Annotated in this window: 15 protein-coding genes; 9 read left to right on the plus strand and 6 right to left on the minus strand. The window is 61.9% G+C overall.

Annotated elements, in window-relative coordinates:
• Positions 1-34 precede the first annotated feature (34 nt).
• Positions 35-1,195: a GGDEF domain-containing protein gene (locus IGS61_RS20270; protein ID WP_230541290.1), complete on the plus strand. Its 1,161-nt coding sequence runs from the start codon at positions 35-37 to the stop codon at positions 1,193-1,195.
• Here the strand turns inward: IGS61_RS20270 and IGS61_RS20275 are convergent, their stop codons facing one another.
• Positions 1,196-3,175: a monovalent cation:proton antiporter family protein gene (locus IGS61_RS20275; RefSeq protein WP_230541291.1), complete on the minus strand. Its 1,980-nt coding sequence runs from the start codon at positions 3,173-3,175 to the stop codon at positions 1,196-1,198.
• Positions 3,176-3,283: 108 nt separating this feature from the next.
• On the opposite strand from IGS61_RS20275, the gene IGS61_RS20280 reads away from it, so the two are divergent.
• The 8 genes from IGS61_RS20280 (at position 3,284) to IGS61_RS20315 (ending at position 9,974) form a co-directional block, all read left to right on the plus strand.
• Positions 3,284-4,294 (plus strand): KpsF/GutQ family sugar-phosphate isomerase, encoded by a 1,011-nt coding sequence (locus IGS61_RS20280; protein ID WP_230541292.1) that lies wholly within the window; start codon positions 3,284-3,286, stop codon positions 4,292-4,294.
• Positions 4,294-4,827 carry a KdsC family phosphatase gene (locus tag IGS61_RS20285; RefSeq protein ID WP_152256802.1) on the plus strand — a complete coding sequence of 178 codons (534 nt, stop codon included), beginning with the start codon at positions 4,294-4,296 and terminating at the stop codon, positions 4,825-4,827. The genes IGS61_RS20280 and IGS61_RS20285 overlap by 1 nt, the downstream gene beginning before the upstream one ends.
• Before the next feature lie 45 nt (positions 4,828-4,872).
• Positions 4,873-5,484, plus strand: coding sequence for an LPS export ABC transporter periplasmic protein LptC (gene lptC, locus IGS61_RS20290; protein WP_230541293.1), 612 nt, complete (start codon positions 4,873-4,875; stop codon positions 5,482-5,484).
• A gap of 25 nt (positions 5,485-5,509) precedes the next feature.
• Positions 5,510-6,091: a lipopolysaccharide transport periplasmic protein LptA gene (gene lptA / locus IGS61_RS20295; protein ID WP_230541294.1), complete on the plus strand. Its 582-nt coding sequence runs from the start codon at positions 5,510-5,512 to the stop codon at positions 6,089-6,091.
• Entirely contained in the window at positions 6,091-6,846 is a 756-nt protein-coding gene (gene lptB / locus IGS61_RS20300; protein ID WP_034753325.1) for an LPS export ABC transporter ATP-binding protein, read from the plus strand. Before lptA ends, lptB begins: the two co-directional genes overlap by 1 nt.
• 4 nt (positions 6,847-6,850) lie before the next feature.
• Complete coding sequence (locus IGS61_RS20305) at positions 6,851-8,329, plus strand: RNA polymerase factor sigma-54 (protein WP_230541295.1); 1,479 nt, start codon at positions 6,851-6,853, stop codon at positions 8,327-8,329.
• Between the two features lie 69 nt (positions 8,330-8,398).
• Positions 8,399-8,761, plus strand: coding sequence for a ribosome hibernation-promoting factor, HPF/YfiA family (hpf, locus tag IGS61_RS20310; protein WP_035824124.1), 363 nt, complete (start codon positions 8,399-8,401; stop codon positions 8,759-8,761).
• A 127-nt stretch (positions 8,762-8,888) separates the two neighbouring features.
• On the plus strand, positions 8,889-9,974 hold the full coding sequence (locus tag IGS61_RS20315) for a 3-hydroxyisobutyryl-CoA hydrolase (RefSeq protein WP_230541439.1): 1,086 nt from the start codon (positions 8,889-8,891) through the stop codon (positions 9,972-9,974).
• Here IGS61_RS20315 and rapZ read toward each other — a convergent pair whose 3' ends face one another.
• The 5 genes from rapZ to ilvA all read right to left on the minus strand — a co-directional run bounded on the left by rapZ (position 9,975) and on the right by ilvA (position 15,364).
• A complete protein-coding gene (gene rapZ / locus IGS61_RS20320) occupies positions 9,975-10,838 on the minus strand; it encodes an RNase adapter RapZ (RefSeq protein ID WP_139092210.1) in 864 nt (287 codons plus the stop codon).
• Positions 10,839-11,109: 271 nt separating this feature from the next.
• Entirely contained in the window at positions 11,110-12,045 is a 936-nt protein-coding gene (gene hprK, locus IGS61_RS20325) for an HPr(Ser) kinase/phosphatase (RefSeq protein ID WP_034753337.1), read from the minus strand.
• 36 nt (positions 12,046-12,081) lie between these two features.
• The gene (locus IGS61_RS20330) at positions 12,082-12,564 is read right to left on the minus strand and encodes a PTS sugar transporter subunit IIA (RefSeq protein ID WP_034753339.1); all 483 of its coding nucleotides are present in this window, start codon (positions 12,562-12,564) and stop codon (positions 12,082-12,084) included.
• A gap of 343 nt (positions 12,565-12,907) precedes the next feature.
• Positions 12,908-13,750: an NADPH-dependent 7-cyano-7-deazaguanine reductase QueF gene (gene queF, locus IGS61_RS20335; protein WP_230541296.1), complete on the minus strand. Its 843-nt coding sequence runs from the start codon at positions 13,748-13,750 to the stop codon at positions 12,908-12,910.
• A gap of 78 nt (positions 13,751-13,828) precedes the next feature.
• On the minus strand, positions 13,829-15,364 hold the full coding sequence (gene ilvA / locus IGS61_RS20340) for a threonine ammonia-lyase, biosynthetic (protein ID WP_230541297.1): 1,536 nt from the start codon (positions 15,362-15,364) through the stop codon (positions 13,829-13,831).
• Positions 15,365-15,550: the final 186 nt, after the last annotated feature.

Genomic DNA, 15,550 nt, shown 5'->3' on the forward strand with positions numbered 1-15,550 from the left:
GCATGGCGCCCGCACACAAGGGTTTAAGGTTTCTATGAATCAAGCAATACCGCCGGATCCGCGCATTGCCAGCCTCGAAGCCGAAAACCAGGCCTTGCGCGCGCGCATGGCTTTCCTGCTGGAACAGGTCGAGCGCAACCACGACATCATGTGCCGCCACCAGGCGTTCGACCTGGAAATCGTCGGCGCGTCCACGTTTCCCGAACTGATAGGCACCATCTTTCGCACCTTGCCCGTGATTTCCGACCTCGACGGCGTGACCTTGAGCCTGCTCGATGAGGATGACGATATCGTGCTGGTGATGGAAAAGCTGGGCGTCGATTTCAGCATCTTTCCGCAGTTGCTGTTCGTGCATCAAGTGACGGAGCTGGGGTTTGCCCCGCCGGGGCCCGTGGCCGAGGGGGAAGCGGCCTTGCCGCCGCTGCCGCTGCTGGGGGCCTTCGATGCGGCCGTGCATGGCCCGCGTTTTCCGGGTATCGACGCTCCCTTGCGCAGCGTGGCGCTGGTGCCCTTGCTGCGCAACAAGCGCCTGATTGGCAGCCTGAACCTGGCCAGCAGCGACGTGACGCGCTTTACGCCCGCGCTGGGCACGGATTTCATCAAGCACATGGCGTCCATCATCGCCATCTGCCTGGAAAACGTGATCAGCAATGAAATGCTGAAATACATCGGCTTGACCGATTCCCTGACGGGCGTCTACAACCGGCGCTATATCGACCGCCGGCTGCTGGAAGAAATCGCCCGCGCGCGGCGCCAGAATTATTGCATTTCATGCATGTATATCGATATCGACCATTTTAAATCGGTCAATGACACGCATGGCCACCAGGGCGGCGACGAGGTGCTGCGCGAAGTGGCGACGCGCATCCGCACGGAGTTGCGCCGCTCGGACGCGCTGGGACGCTTCGGCGGCGAGGAATTCGTCGTCCTGCTGATCGACGCCGACCTCGACAGCGCGACCTTTGTTGCCGAACGCATCCGTGCCAGCATTGCCGGCACCATGTTTGACTTGCCGGGCAGCGCGCAGGCGTGGGTCAGCGTGTCGATCGGCGTGGCCAGCCTGGAAGCGGACGCGGCGCTGCTCCCCATCGAAACGGTGGCGCAGCAACTGGTGGCGCATGCCGACCAGGCCCTGTACCAGGCCAAGGCTGGCGGGCGCAACAAGGTCGTTAGCTGGCAGGCGCAGATCGAATAGTTATTTTAATAGCAGGGTTTCTGCTTTGGCCACGGCGTCGGCCGTACCGCGCAGCACCACCACGTCGCCGCTGGCCAGCTGCGTTTCGGGGGTGACGTCGAGGCTGCCGCGGCCGCGGCGGATGGCCGTCACAAATGCGCCGCAGCCGGCCACGTCGATCGCACTCAAGGGCAAGTCCACGCAGTGCGCATCCTCGCTGACGGTGACCGTATGCAGGCGTTCCAGTTCCGCATCGTCGCCCGCATCGCTGGTGCCGTGGAAATAGCCGCGCAAGGATGCATAGCGCTCCTCGCGCGCGGCCTGCACCCGGTGCACCACGCGGCGCAGGGGGACGCCCATCATGATCAGGGCGTGCGAAGCGAGCATCAAACTGCCTTCCATCAATTCCGGCACCACCTCGGCCGCGCCCGCCTTTTTCAACTGGTCGAGGTCGGTATCGTCGTGGCTGCGCACGATGACGGGCAAGGTCGGTGCCATTTCTTTGAGCAAATGCAGTAACTTCAGTGCTGACGCGGTATTCGCATATGTGATCACCACGGCGCTGGCACGGTAGATACCGGCCGCCACCAAGCTTTCGCGCCGGCCCGCATCGCCATACGAGACGTGGGCGCCGGCCAGCTGCGCTTCCTGCACCCGTTCCGGATCCAGGTCCAGCGCGTGGTATTCGATCTTTTCTTCCGCCAGCAGGGTGGCCAGGCTTTGCCCGCTGCGGCCGAAGCCGGCGATCAGCACGTGTTTCTGCGAAGCCATGGTGCGCGTGGCGATCTTGGTCAGCGCCAAGGATTGCATCATCCAGTCGTTGGCGGCCAGTTTCATGACGATGGCGTCCGATTTGGCGATGAGGAAGGGCGCCACCAGCATCGACAGCACCATCGAGGCCAGCACCACCTGCACGACGAACGGGTCCATCAACTTGATGCCGCCAGCCAGGTTCAGCAGCACGAAGCCGAACTCGCCCGCCTGCGCCAGTCCCAGTCCCGTGCGCAGGGCCACGCCATTGCTGGAGCCGAACAGCCGCGCCAGGCCCGCGATGAGGGCGAATTTCAGCAGCACGGGGCCGCACAGCAGCAGCAGGACCAGCCACCAGTTGTCGAGCACGACGCGGATATTGAGCAGCATGCCGACGGTGATGAAGAACAGGCCCAGCAGCACGTCGCGGAACGGTTTGATATCTTCCTCCACCTGGTGCTTGAATTCCGTCTCGGAAATGAGCATGCCGGCAACAAACGCGCCCAGGGCCAGCGACAGCCCGGCCCGCTCCGTGATCCAGGCCGCGCCCAGGGTGATCAGCAGCAGGTTGAGCATGAACAATTCCTGCGAGCGGCGCTTGGCGACGATGGTCAGCCAGCCGCGCACCATCTTCTGGCCGATAAACAGCAGCAAGATCAGCACGACCAGGGCCTTGCCGCCGGCCCAGGCCAGGGTTTCGGCCAGGTTGTCCGAATCGCGCGTGAGGGCGGGAATGAGGATCAGCAGGGGCACCACGGCCAGGTCCTGGAACAGCAGGATGCCGATGATCTTGCGGCCGTGTTCGCTTTCGAGTTCCAGCCGCTCCGTGAGCATTTTCGAGACGATGGCCGTCGACGACATGGCCAGCGCGCCACCCAGGGCGAACGCCGCTTGCCAGCTCAGGTGGATGTAGGCGGACAGATAACGGGCGACGAACCAGCCGAAGACGACCGTGGCGATGATGGTGGTGGCCACCTGCGCCATGCCGAGGCCGAAGACGATGCGCCGCATGGCGAGGAATTTCGGAAGAGAAAATTCGAGCCCGATGGAAAACATCAGGAAGACGACGCCGAACTCGGCCAGGGTATGGCTGGCCTCGTTTTCCGCCGCCAGGCCCAGCGCATGGGGGCCGATGACGATGCCAACGGCCAGGTAGCCCAGCATGGGCGGCAAATGCAACATTCTGAAAGCGACCACGCCCAGCACGGCGCTGCCGAGTAACATCAGGGTCAGTTCAAGCGAGGAAAACATGGGTTGCCCGGTGCGGTCAATGGAAATCGTTGTTTGTTGTGACTGGCAAGTTTTTTGCTTTCCTAATTCGTTTATACTTTGGGCATGAGTGTAACCCATGAAAAAACAATGCTGAAAGCTTTTGATCGAATTGACATGCAAGGGACGACCGAGCGCGCCGTCGCGCTGGCCCGCACCACCTTGCAGATCGAGTCCGACGCCATCGTTGCGCTGCACGCGCGCCTGGCCACGGATGACAGCGTGGGCCGCGCCGTGGCGATGTTGCTGCAATGCAAGGGGCGTGTCGTCGTCTCCGGCATCGGCAAGTCCGGCCATATCGCGCGCAAGATTGCCGCCACCCTCGCTTCCACCGGCACGCCGGCCCTGTTCGTGCATCCGGCCGAAGCGGCCCATGGCGACCTGGGCATGGTCACCTCGGACGATGCTTTTATTGCCATATCGTACTCCGGCGAATCGTCGGAGCTGATGGCCATCATGCCCGTCGTCAAGCGCATGGGCGGCGTGCTCATTTCCATGACGGGGAAACCAAACTCCAGCCTGGCCCAGCTGGCCGACGTGCACCTGGATATTTCCGTCGAGAAAGAAGCCTGTCCGCTGAACCTGGCGCCGACGGCCAGCACCACCGTCACCCTGGCCCTGGGCGACGCGATCGCCGTGGCCTTGCTCGACTTGCGCGGCTTCAAGGAAGAAGATTTTGCCCGCTCGCACCCGGGCGGCGCCCTGGGCCGCCGCCTGCTCACGCACGTGCATGACGTCATGCGCAGCGGCGATCGGGTGCCGAAGGTGCCGGTGGAAGCCTCGCTGCTGCAGGCGCTGGAAGAAATGACGAAGAAGGGCATGGGCATGACGGCCGTCGTCGATGCGGACAACCGTCCCGTGGGCGTGTTTACGGATGGCGACTTGCGCCGCATGTTCGAACGCGTGCAGGATTTCACGCAAGTGGCGATCCGCGACGTCATGCATGCGCAGCCGCGCAGCATCGCGCCCGAACGCCTGGCCGTCGATGCCGTGGCCGTGATGGAGCAGTTCCGCATCAACCAGATGCTGGTCGTCGATGCCGACGGCAAGCTGGTGGGCGCCCTGCATATCCATGATCTGACGCAAGCGAAGGTGATCTGATGGACAGCGTGGCGGACAACCTGGCGCGCGCGGCCAAGGTCAGACTGATGATCTTTGACGTCGATGGCGTGCTCACCGACGGCAGCCTGCATTTCGGCCCCGATGGCGAAATGATGAAAACGTTTAATGTGTATGATGGCCTGGGCATCAAGCTGCTGCAGGAATCGGGCGTGCAGACGGCCATCATCAGCGCGCGCCGCTCGGCCATCACGGCGCGCCGCGCGCAAGACCTGGGCATTACCCATGTGCACCAGGGCGGTCACGACAAGCTGACGCCGTTTCGCGAACTGCTGGCGCTGACGGGCTTGACGGAAGAACAGTGCGGCTACATCGGCGACGACGTCATCGATGCGCCCATCCTGCGCCGCGTGGGCTTTGCCGTCAGCGTGCCGGGCGGGCGTCCGGAAGTGCAGGGCCTGGCGCACCATGTGACGCAGGCCGGCGGCGGCCGCGGCGCGGTGCGCGAGATCTGCGAATTCCTGCTGCGCGCCCAGGACAACTATGCGCGCGTGATGGCGCCGTTCCTGGAGTGAGGTGCCGTGCCTCGCCGCCAGTGACCTTTGAAAGAGTGAAGCCCTATGCGTAAGCCAGGAGGCGCCCATCGCTGGCGCATGATTTTTACCGTGCTGGGCGCGGTCGTCGTCGCGCTGGGCAGCTTCTGGCTGCTCGAAGTGATGAACAAGAATGGCCAGGACATCACGGCCAGCAAGCATCTGGATGAACCCGACTATTTCATTACCAATTTTAGTCTGGTGCGCATGGACTTGACGGGTAAGCCCAGTTATATCGTCTCGGGCACCAAGCTCACGCATTATCCGCTCGACGATTCGTCCGATATCGACCAGCCCTTCGTGCGCAAGCTCACGCCAGGCATGCCGCCGCTGAACATGAATGCGGAACTGGCGCATATCGACCAGGACAATACCCGGCTGCAACTGCACCGCAATGTCGTGATCGACCGCGCGGCCAGTCCGAAGGCGCAGAACCTGACGGTCAGGACGGAAGCGCTGACGGTGTTCCCGGATGAGGAAAGAATGGAAACGGACGTGCCGGTCGATATCCTGACGGGCGCCTCGCGCATCAATGGCATCGGCATGAAGGCCAATAATGCCACCGGCGTGGTGGAAGTGCAGAATGCGCTGCGCATGGTCCTCCCGCCGAAACCGCGCCCGGCCGCGGCGGCAAAATGACAGAATGAAACAAGGAAACCATACTATGAAGAAGATCTTGCTGTTGAGCGTATTTTCCCTGGCCATGATAGGGGGGGCGCATGCCGAGAAGGCCGATTCCGAGAAGGAAGCCGTCATCACGGCACGTAGCGGCCACGTCGATGACGTGAAGCAGGTGCGTACCCTGACGGGCGACGTCGTGCTGGTGAAGGGAACCCTGACCATGAAGGCGGGCCGGGCTCTGATCACGGAAGATCCGCAAGGCTACCAGTTCATCACCTTCTGGGCCGATCCCGGCAAGCTGGCCACCTTCCGCCAGAAGCGCGATGGCGCGGGCGACCTGTGGGTCGAAGGCGAAGCGGAGCGCGTGGAATACAACAACAAGACGGAAGTGGTGAAACTGTTTTCCAGGGCCAAGCTGACGCGCCTGGAAGGCACGAAAGTGACCGACGTGGCCAATGGCGCCTTCATCTCGTATGACAGCCGCAAGGAAGTGTTTGCGATGGAAAATTCCGACAGCGGCACCAGCACCCCCGATGGCGGCAGCGTGCGCATGGTGATCCAGCCGAAGAACAAGGCGCCGGCGGCGGAGAAAGCGCCGGCTACGCCCGCGCCAGGAAAGAAATAATGGACAATACCCGTTGCGGCAGCACCCTGATCGTTCGCGGGCTGCAAAAAACCTATGGCAAGCGCCAAGTCGTGCATGATGTCTCGCTGCAAGTCGAATGCGGCGAAGTGGTGGGTCTGCTGGGGCCGAACGGCGCCGGCAAGACGACTTCGTTCTACATGATCGTCGGCCTGGTGCCGTCGGACGGCGGCAGCATCGATATCAGCGGCGTGGACATTTCCAGCCTGCCGATCCACCGCCGCGCGCAGATGGGCCTGTCGTACCTGCCGCAGGAAGCATCCGTGTTCCGCAAGCTGACGGTGGAAGACAATATCCGCGCCGTGCTGGAAATCCAGACCGTCGAAGGCCGTCCCCTGAAGAAGGCCGAGATCGAGGAGCGCCTGGATAAACTGCTGGCCGACTTGCAGATTGAAAAGCTGCGCGAGAACCAGGCCCTGTCCCTGTCCGGCGGCGAGCGCCGCCGCGTGGAAATCGCCCGCGCGCTGGCCACCGACCCGCGTTTCGTGCTGCTCGACGAGCCGTTTGCCGGCGTGGATCCGATCGCCGTGATCGAAATCCAGCGCATCGTGCGTTTCTTGAAGGAGCGCAATATCGGCGTGCTGATTACCGATCATAATGTGCGCGAGACGCTGGGTATTTGCGACCGTGCCTACATCATCAACCAGGGCTCGGTGCTGGCGTCGGGACGCCCCGACGACATCATCGCGAACGAGTCGGTACGCCGGGTCTATCTGGGCGAACACTTCCGCATGTGAGCCAATGAAACAATCATTGCAGCTGCGCACGTCGCAGCACCTGGCACTGACGCCGCAGTTGCAGCAATCGATACGCCTGCTGCAATTATCCACCCTGGAATTGCACCAGGAACTCGAGCAGCTGCTGACGGACAATCCCTTGCTCGAACGCCTCGACGATCCGCTCGACCGTTCGCTGCGCCTGCTGTCCGACGGCGCCCTGAGTTCCACGGCCGCGCCGGCCGAAGCGCCGCCCCAGCCGCCAGGCCAGGAGGCGCCCGCCGCGCCGGCCGAAGCGGACGGGTTTGACGGCGAGGCGGGCGAGGGCCCGGCCGCCGCCGAGGGTGGCGACAGCGACTGGAGCGAGGCGAGCCGGGGCAAGGCGCCCGACGATGAAGATTCGCGTCCGCAACTGGAGGCCCATCACTGCACCCTGCGCGAGCACCTGATGGAGCAGATGCGCGTGACGGTGCTCGAATTGCGCGACCGCGCGCTGGTCGAGCTGATCATCGACGCGCTCGACGACAATGGCTACCTGGAAGAGCCGCTCGACGACATCCTGGCGCGCCTGCCGGAAGAGCTGGAGATCGACGCCGACGAGATGCGCACGGCCTTGTCGCTGCTGCAAAGTTTCGATCCGCCGGGCGTGGGCGCGCGCAATGCGTCCGAATGCCTGGCGCTGCAAATCCGGCGCTTGCCGCACGTCGCCATGGTGACGCGGCGCATGGCCCTCGTCATCGTGGAAAAGCACCTGGCCTGGTTTGCCCAGCGCGATTTCAACAAGCTGAAAAAAGCCCTCGATTGCGACGATGAAGACTTGCGCGAGGCGCAGACGGTGATTCGCCAGTGTAATCCGCACCCGGGCGCCGTGTTCGCCTCGGACGTGTCCGATTACGTGGTGCCCGACGTCGTCGTCAAGCGCGCGCGCAATGGCTGGCAAGTCACCCTGAACAACGACGTCATGCCGCGCCTGCGCGTCAACGCCATGTACGCCAACTTGCTCAAGCAGGGCAAGGGCGAGGGCGCCATGGGCGCGCAGTTGCAGGAGGCCAAGTGGCTGATCAAGAATATGCGCCAGCGCTTCGATACCATCCTGCGCGTGGCACAGGCGATAGTAGAAAGACAAAAGAACTTTTTCTCGCATGGGGCCGTTGCCATGCGCCCCCTTGTGCTCCGTGAAATAGCTGATACACTGGGTTTACACGAGAGTACTATCTCGCGGGTAACAACTCAAAAGTACATGCTGACCCCGCACGGCATGTTCGAGTTGAAATATTTCTTTGGTAGCCATGTCGCCACCGAAGCGGGGGGCGAAGCGTCATCGACGGCGATACGGGCATTGATCGTGCAACTGACAGGAGCAGAAGACCCTAAAAATCCTTTATCCGACAGTAAGATTGCGGACATGCTGGGGGAACAAGGCATGGTGATTGCGCGACGTACTGTTGCCAAATACCGGGAAGCATTGAAAATTCCGCCAGTGAGCCTGCGTAAGTGTTTGTAAGTTTTTTTCGGTTCCTCTGCGGGCCGGATACGATGGACCGCACGAACCCGATCATCTTTAGGAGTGTGTATGAATCTCACCATCAGCGGACATCATCTCGAAGTGACACCAGCCATCCGTGAATACGTACAAACGAAGCTGGAGCGCGTGAAACGTCATTTCGATCAAGTTATCGATATCGCCGTGATTCTGACCGTGGATAACCTCAAAGAGAAAGAAAAACGTCAAAAGGCCGAAGTCAACCTGCGTCTGAGTGGCAAGACCGTCTATGTGGAAAGCCTGGCGCACGACCTGTATGCCGCGATCGATACCCTGATCGACAAGCTCGATAGGCAAGTGATGAAGTACAAAACCAAAGTGCAAGGGCACGGTAAAGAGGCGATCAAGCATCTGCCAGACAACTCAGAGGAAGACGCCGTCGTCGCCGTCTAAGGCCACCGGCTTCCCCCAGTTGTGATCAACTAAGGGCGCACATTGCGCCCTTTTTTGCGTCCTGCGGGACGCAATATCCGTGGTGAAAGCGCTAGAATGCGCCATCCTCACTTCTTTCCTGCCTGCCATGAGCGACTTCGTCCAGACCTCCATCCGCAACCGCACGGGCCACATCGTGCTCGACCGCCCGAAAGCCTTGAACTCCCTGTCGCTGGAGATGGTGCGCACCCTGAGCGCTGCCTTGCTGGCCTGGCGCGACGATCCGCAGGTGGACGCCGTGGTGATCCGCTCCAGCAGCGAAAAGGCCCTGTGCGCCGGCGGCGATATCCGTTTCTTTTACGATGCGGGCCTGGCCACGCCGCAAGGCGGCAGCGCCCTGCTGGAAGATTTCTTTACGGAAGAATACGCGTTAAATCATGTCATTCACTTTTATCCGAAACCGTATATCGCCGTGATGGACGGCGTGGTGATGGGCGGCGGCATGGGCGTGGCGCAAGCGGGGCCCGGCAACCAGTTGCGCATCGTCACGGGCCGCACGCGCATGGCCATGCCGGAAGTCAATATTGGCCTGTTCCCCGACGTGGGCGGCAGTTACTTTCTTTCCCGCCTGGCGGGCCGGCTGGGCCTGTACCTGGGCTTGACGGGCCTGACCATCGGTGCGGCCGATGCCCTGTACACGGGCCTGGCCGATGTGTATCTGCCCGAGGCGCAGATGGGGGCGCTGCTGGCCCTGTTCGACTCGACGCCGGGCGAGGCCTTGCCGGTGGCTATCAAGGCGCTGGCGGCGCCGTTCCAGGCCGAGGCGGGCGCGGCTTCCCTGGCCACGGCGCGCGCGGCGCTGGACCGCCACTTCGGCGCGGGTTCGGTGGCCGCCATCATGGCCTCGCTGGCGCAGGACGACAGCGCGTTCGCCGCGAAGGCCCTGGCGGCCATGCGCCTGCGCTCGCCCTTGATGATGTCGGTGACCCTGGAATTGCTGCAGCGGGGCGCCCACCTGGGCGTGGCCGACTGCCTGCGCATGGAGCGCACGCTGGTGCGCCACAATTTCGCGCATGGCGAAGTGCTCGAGGGCGTGCGCGCGCTGGTGGTCGACAAGGACAATGCGCCGCGCTGGAACCCCTCAACCCTGGACGAGGTCGATGCCAGCATGGTGGCGCGTTTCTTTGCCCCCGTCTGGCCGGCGCAAGCGCATCCGCTGCGCCACCTCGACTGATTAAGAACGCTCGCGGTGGCGCAGCACGACTCGCTCGTTGGGGCCGAAATACTGCGCCAGCCGCTCCGCCATGTACACGGAGCGGTGCTGGCCGCCCGTGCAGCCGAGGGCCACCGTCAGGTAGCTGCGGTTGTCGGACTTGAATGACGGCAACCATTTCTCGATGAAGGCGCGGATGTCGGCCAGCAGCTCCAGCGCGCTCGGCTGGGCGTCGAGAAAGGCGATCACGGGTGCGTCGCGTCCGTCGAGCGGGCGCAGCGCCAGGTCGTAATACGGATTCGGCAGGGCCCGCACGTCGAAGACGAAATCGGCATCGAGCGGCACGCCCAGCTTGAAGGCGAACGATTCGAAGAACAGGGTCAGCGGCGCGCGTTCGGAGGCGACGATATCCTTGATCCAGGCGCGCAGTTTGTTGGCGCTCAGTTCCGAGGTATCGATCACATGGCCTAATTGCTCGATGGCCGACAGGCGTTCGCGCTCTTCCGAGATGCATTCGATCAGGGTGCGGCGGCTGGCCGGATTCTGGTTCGGGCGCAATTCGTGCGACAGAGGGTGGCTGCGCCGCGTTTCCGAGAAGCGCGCCACCAGCGAATGCGTGGTGGCTGTCAGGAACATGACCTTGACGTCGTGCCCCTGGTCGCGCAGCAGCGCCACATTGTGCGGCAAGCTGACGAGCGACTCGGCGCTGCGCGCATCGACGGCCACGGCCAGCTGCGGCGTGCCTTCGTCCAGCAGGGTTTGTACCAGGCTCGGCAGCAAGGCTGGCGGCAGGTTGTCGACACAATAGTAGCCGGTATCTTCCAGCACATTGAGCGCGACGGATTTACCGGAGCCGGATATTCCGGTGATAAGGACGATATGCATAGCCCGATCATACAATAAAGGACGGCACTGCGCTCCCGAGGCAATGATCTTTACAAATTATTGCAATTTGGACTGTGGTATTTCTTTGCTGCACGCGCCAACATTGTCGTCGGATTACGCGGGGCCTTGCCCCACCTCGGCGGCCCCGCTAATCCGACCTACGTTGTTAATCGCCACTCATGGCGAGGCGTTGGTGGAGCAGGGGTTTCGGAGAGCCTTGCTCTCCGCCTGCGTAACGGTTCACCCATGCATGGGTGAACTCCTTGCAACGCTAATCGCCACTCATGGCGAGGCGTTGCCGCTCCATGAACTCCTGCAGGGTATCGATGCCGCGCAGCTGCAGAATCGTATTGCGCACGGCCGCTTCCAGCAGCACGGCGATGTTGCGGCCGGCGGCGACGGGGATGACGACCTTGCGCACGGGCAAGCCCAGCACGTCTTCCGTGGGGAACAGGAAGGGCAGGCGCTCGACTTCCTCTTCCAGCGCGTTGCGGCGCACCAGGTGCACGATCAGTTTCAGGCGCATCTTGCGGCGCACGGCCGTTTCGCCAAAGATGGCCTTGATATCGAGCAAACCCAGCCCCCGCACTTCCAGCAGGTTTTGCAGCAGGGGCGGGCAGCGGCCTTCGATCATATTCGGCGCGATGCGCGAAAATTCGACGGCGTCGTCGGCCACCAGGCCGTGGCTGCGCGAAATCAGCTCCAGCCCCAGCTCGCTCTTGCCCAGGCCCGAATCGCCCGTGATCAGCACGCCCACGCCCAGCACGTCCATGAACACGCCATGCATGATGATGCGCTGCGCCAATTTTTTCGACAGGTAGACGCGCAGGAAGTCGATCACTTGCGCGGCCGGCAGCGGGGTCGAGAACAGGGGGATATTTTGCTCGTCGCAGATGGCGAGAATGTCGGGCGGCGTTTCCAGCCCTTGCGCGATGATCAGCGCGGGCGGACCGCCGGCGATCAGCTCGCCGATCACATGGGTGCGCGTGTTGACCTTCAGGCGCTGATAGTAATTGATTTCCTGGTGGCCAAAGACCTGGATGCGGCCCGGATGGATCAGGTTCAAGTGGCCCACCTGGTCGGCGGCCGACGAGACGTCGCCCGAGATCAGGCGCTCGCCGCCGGGGAAGCCGGCGAACCAGCCCAGTTGCAGACTTTCACGATTGTCGTCGTACAGGCGTTGTATCGTCAGCGGCGTTTGCAACATGGCAGTCTTCTTCAGGAGTGGAGGAATACCTGAAGTTTAACCCGCCGCTTGCAGACTGGGTTGCCAATTGACGATGCGCGAATGCACGGATTTCGGTTCGGGATCCGTGGCCAATGCCGTGCGGAAGGCATCATCGGAAAACATTTCGGCGATTTCCGACAGGATTTCCAGATGTTGCTGGGTGACATGATCGGGAATCAGCAGGAAAAACAGCAGATTGACGGGCTTGCCATCGGGCGATTCGAACGGAATCGGCTCGGCCAGGCGCACGAAGGCGCCCAGCGGCGATTTCAGGGTTTTGCTGCCCTTGACCCGGCCATGCGGCACGGCCACGCCATGGCCCAGGCCCGTCGAGCCCAGGCGTTCGCGGGCAAACAGATTGTCCGAGACGGTAGAGCGGGCGATGCCGTAATTGTTTTCGAAGATCAGGCCGGCTTGCTCGAAAGCGCGCTTCTTGCTGGAGACTTCCAGGTCCAGGAGGACGTTTTCGAGGGATAAGATTTTGCTAAGATTAGTCATGACACTCAATGAAATGGTGCAATGCGCAGAGGGCTTGCGAGCCGAATTATAGGCCTGTTTTCGCGGCCTGTAACGCCAATTCTCAACAGTATACGCCCGCTGCGGGCGCAGTGGGCGCTACAGCCCACGTGGTCATCATTTTAGCAAAAAAATAACATCGGCGTGTATCGGCTATTTCTTGATTAAAAACACGCGGTGCGCCGGTTTTTCCGCCGCCGAATGCCGATTTTCCGATTTTTCAGCGTCTTTGACATGCTCTGCGGCACTACTGCAACGTTGTTTTAAAACACAGCCAACATTCCTGTTGGCATGGTTTTGGGGTGTTGCGCGGTGTTGCCTAGCGTTACTGGCGCGCATTGCGCAGATTGCCCGGCATCGCCCCGGTGCTGAAGTTGCTGCGCCAGGGATTGATATCGAGCCCGCCGCGGCGCGTATAGCGCGCATACACGGACAGCTTTTGCGGCTTGCATTGACGCAAGATGTCGACAAAGATGCGCTCCACGCATTGCTCGTGGAATTCATTGTGTTCGCGGAAACCGATCAGGTAGCGCAGCAGGCTTTCCTGGTCGATTTGCGGTCCCGCATACTCGATCTGCACGCTGCCCCAGTCGGGCTGGCCCGTCACCAGGCAATTCGATTTGAGCAGGTGCGAGACGAGTTTTTCTTCCACCGGTGCTGCATCGAGCGCCGCCTTCAACAGCAGCGGCGAGGGCGTGTACTGCATAATTTCCAGGTCCAGGCGGTCCAGCAGCACACCGTCGAATTCGCCCATTTTGAGCTTGCCGAAATCTTCCTGCAAGGTCAGTTCCACTTGCACGGGCGCGCCGAAACCGTTCGATAAATCCTGTTTGAGCAAGATCAACAGCGCTTCCGGGCTGTCCAGTTTGGTCTGGTTGAAGGAGTTCAGGTACAGCTTGAACGATTTCGATTCGATGATGTTGGGCGAATCGGCCGGCGCGCTGACCTTGGCAATCGCCACCTGCGGCTTGCCGCGCTGGTTCAGCCACGACAGTTCATAGGCGTTCCAGATATCGAGGCCGAAAAACGGTAATGTACCGTGCAGTTCCAGCTCGTCGCGCTTGCCCTGGCGCGGAATCGGAAACAGCAATTCCGGCGCGTAATCGGTGCGGTAGGCGGAGCTTTTGCCGAGGGGAGATTGTTCGGCGAGGTCGTTGGTGGTGGTCATGGTCGTGTGGCGTGAATTCGGTCAAGCACGCATGGTAGCCTATTTCACCCCAGTGCAATACCGGGGTGAATTCGCTATTTAGCCCAAGAACAGTTTGTAGACGGGATTACTGCTCTCATCCCAATAACGGTAGCCCAGGGTATCGAGGAAGCGGGCGAATTCTCCCATTTCATCGGGCGGCACTTGCAGGCCGATCAGGATGCGGCCCACGTCGCCGCCCTGGCTGCGGTAGTGACACAGGGAAATATTCCAGTTCGGCGCCATGCTGTCGAGGAAGCGCATCAGCGCACCGGGGCGTTCGGGGAATTCGAAGCGGTACAGCAGCTCGTCCTGCGCCAGCCGGCTCTTGCCGCCCACCAGGTGGCGGATGTGCGACTTGGCCAGTTCGTCGTGCGTCAGGTCCAGGGTCTTGAATTCGTGTTCTTCGAAGGTCTTCGCCAGTACGCTTGATTCATGCCTGTCGGCAATTTGAATGCCGACGAACACGTGCGCGGCTTTTTCATCGCTGATGCGGTAGTTAAATTCCGTCACGTTGCGCGCGCCGATGAGCGAACAGAAGCGCTTGAAGCTGCCCCGCTGTTCGCGCATGGTGACGGCAAACACGGCTTCGCGGAATTCGCCCAGCTCGGCCCGTTCCGCCACAAAACGCAAACGGTCGAAATTCATGTTCGCGCCGCTGGCGATGGTGATCAATGTTTCATTGTTGACGGGGTGCTTGGTCAGGCTGGCCCGTTCCACATAGGCCTTGGCGCCGGCGATGGCCAGCGCGCCGGACGGCTCCAGGATGCTGCGCGTATCCGTAAACACATCCTTGATGGCGGCGCAGATGGCGTCCGTGTCGACCGTGATGATTTCATCGACATACGCCTGCACGAGGCGGAAGGTTTCCTCGCCGGCCAGGCGCACGGCTGTGCCATCGGCGAACAGGCCCACGTCGTTCAGGGTCACGCGCTCGCCGGCCTTCAGCGAGCGGGCCATGGCGTTCGAATCGACGCTTTGCACGCCGATGATCTTGATGTCGGGGCGAATCTGTTTTACGTAAGCAGCAATGCCGGCGATCAAGCCGCCGCCGCCGATGGGCGCGAAGATGGCGTGGATGGGGCCGGCGTGCTGGCGCAGGATTTCCATGCCGATCGTGCCCTGGCCGGCGATCACGTCCGGATCGTCGAACGGGTGCACGAAGGTCAGCTTCTGTTCCTTTTCCAGCGTCAGCGCATGGTTGTAGGCATCCGTGTACGACTCGCCGTGCAGCACCACTTCCACGTTGACGCCGCCGCGCCCCTTGACCGCCTCGACCTTCACCAGCGGCGTGGTGGTCGGCATGACGATGACGGCACGGCAACCCATGCGCGCGGCCGACAGGGCCACGCCCTGAGCATGGTTGCCGGCCGAGGCGCAAATCACGCCGCGCTTGCGGTCCGCTTCGCTGAGCTTGGACATCTTGTTATAGGCGCCACGAATCTTGAAGCTGAACACGCTTTGCATGTCTTCGCGCTTGAAGTAAATCTGGTTGTTCAGGCGCTGCGACAGGGCAGGGGCCAGTTCCAACGGCGTTTCGGTGGCGACGTCATAGACGCGGGCGGTCAGGATTTTCTTGAGGTAGTCGATGTTCATAGTCTGCAAGCAAGTGATTCTGGGCCAGAAAGGGTCTGGAGCGTGTCGGGCGATAGTGGCTGCGCCGCGGCGGATAGCCTGGCGACAATAATGCTCTGTGGAACTAGGGGCCGGTGGGCCCTTGCTGGTCGGCGCGGATTGTGCGGCGCGCAAGCTGCTCTTCATTATAATGGAGAGCCTTACCGC

This window comes from Janthinobacterium sp. FW305-129, assembly GCF_020858115.1.
Lineage (GTDB): Bacteria > Pseudomonadota > Gammaproteobacteria > Burkholderiales > Burkholderiaceae_D > Janthinobacterium.

Bases quoted from the DNA above. Each gene is read 5' to 3' on its own strand.
- IGS61_RS20270 (WP_230541290.1), top strand. From the start codon at position 35: ATGAATCAAGCAATACCGCCGGATCCGCGCATTGCCAGCCTCGAAGCC.
- IGS61_RS20275 (WP_230541291.1), bottom strand. From the start codon at position 3,175: ATGTTTTCCTCGCTTGAACTGACCCTGATGTTACTCGGCAGCGCCGTG.
- IGS61_RS20280 (WP_230541292.1), top strand. From the start codon at position 3,284: ATGCTGAAAGCTTTTGATCGAATTGACATGCAAGGGACGACCGAGCGC.
- IGS61_RS20285 (WP_152256802.1), top strand. From the start codon at position 4,294: ATGGACAGCGTGGCGGACAACCTGGCGCGCGCGGCCAAGGTCAGACTG.
- lptC (WP_230541293.1), top strand. From the start codon at position 4,873: ATGCGTAAGCCAGGAGGCGCCCATCGCTGGCGCATGATTTTTACCGTG.
- lptA (WP_230541294.1), top strand. From the start codon at position 5,510: ATGAAGAAGATCTTGCTGTTGAGCGTATTTTCCCTGGCCATGATAGGG.
- lptB (WP_034753325.1), top strand. From the start codon at position 6,091: ATGGACAATACCCGTTGCGGCAGCACCCTGATCGTTCGCGGGCTGCAA.
- IGS61_RS20305 (WP_230541295.1), top strand. From the start codon at position 6,851: ATGAAACAATCATTGCAGCTGCGCACGTCGCAGCACCTGGCACTGACG.
- hpf (WP_035824124.1), top strand. From the start codon at position 8,399: ATGAATCTCACCATCAGCGGACATCATCTCGAAGTGACACCAGCCATC.
- IGS61_RS20315 (WP_230541439.1), top strand. From the start codon at position 8,889: ATGAGCGACTTCGTCCAGACCTCCATCCGCAACCGCACGGGCCACATC.
- rapZ (WP_139092210.1), bottom strand. From the start codon at position 10,838: ATGCATATCGTCCTTATCACCGGAATATCCGGCTCCGGTAAATCCGTC.
- hprK (WP_034753337.1), bottom strand. From the start codon at position 12,045: ATGTTGCAAACGCCGCTGACGATACAACGCCTGTACGACGACAATCGT.
- IGS61_RS20330 (WP_034753339.1), bottom strand. From the start codon at position 12,564: ATGACTAATCTTAGCAAAATCTTATCCCTCGAAAACGTCCTCCTGGAC.
- queF (WP_230541296.1), bottom strand. From the start codon at position 13,750: ATGACCACCACCAACGACCTCGCCGAACAATCTCCCCTCGGCAAAAGC.
- ilvA (WP_230541297.1), bottom strand. From the start codon at position 15,364: ATGAACATCGACTACCTCAAGAAAATCCTGACCGCCCGCGTCTATGAC.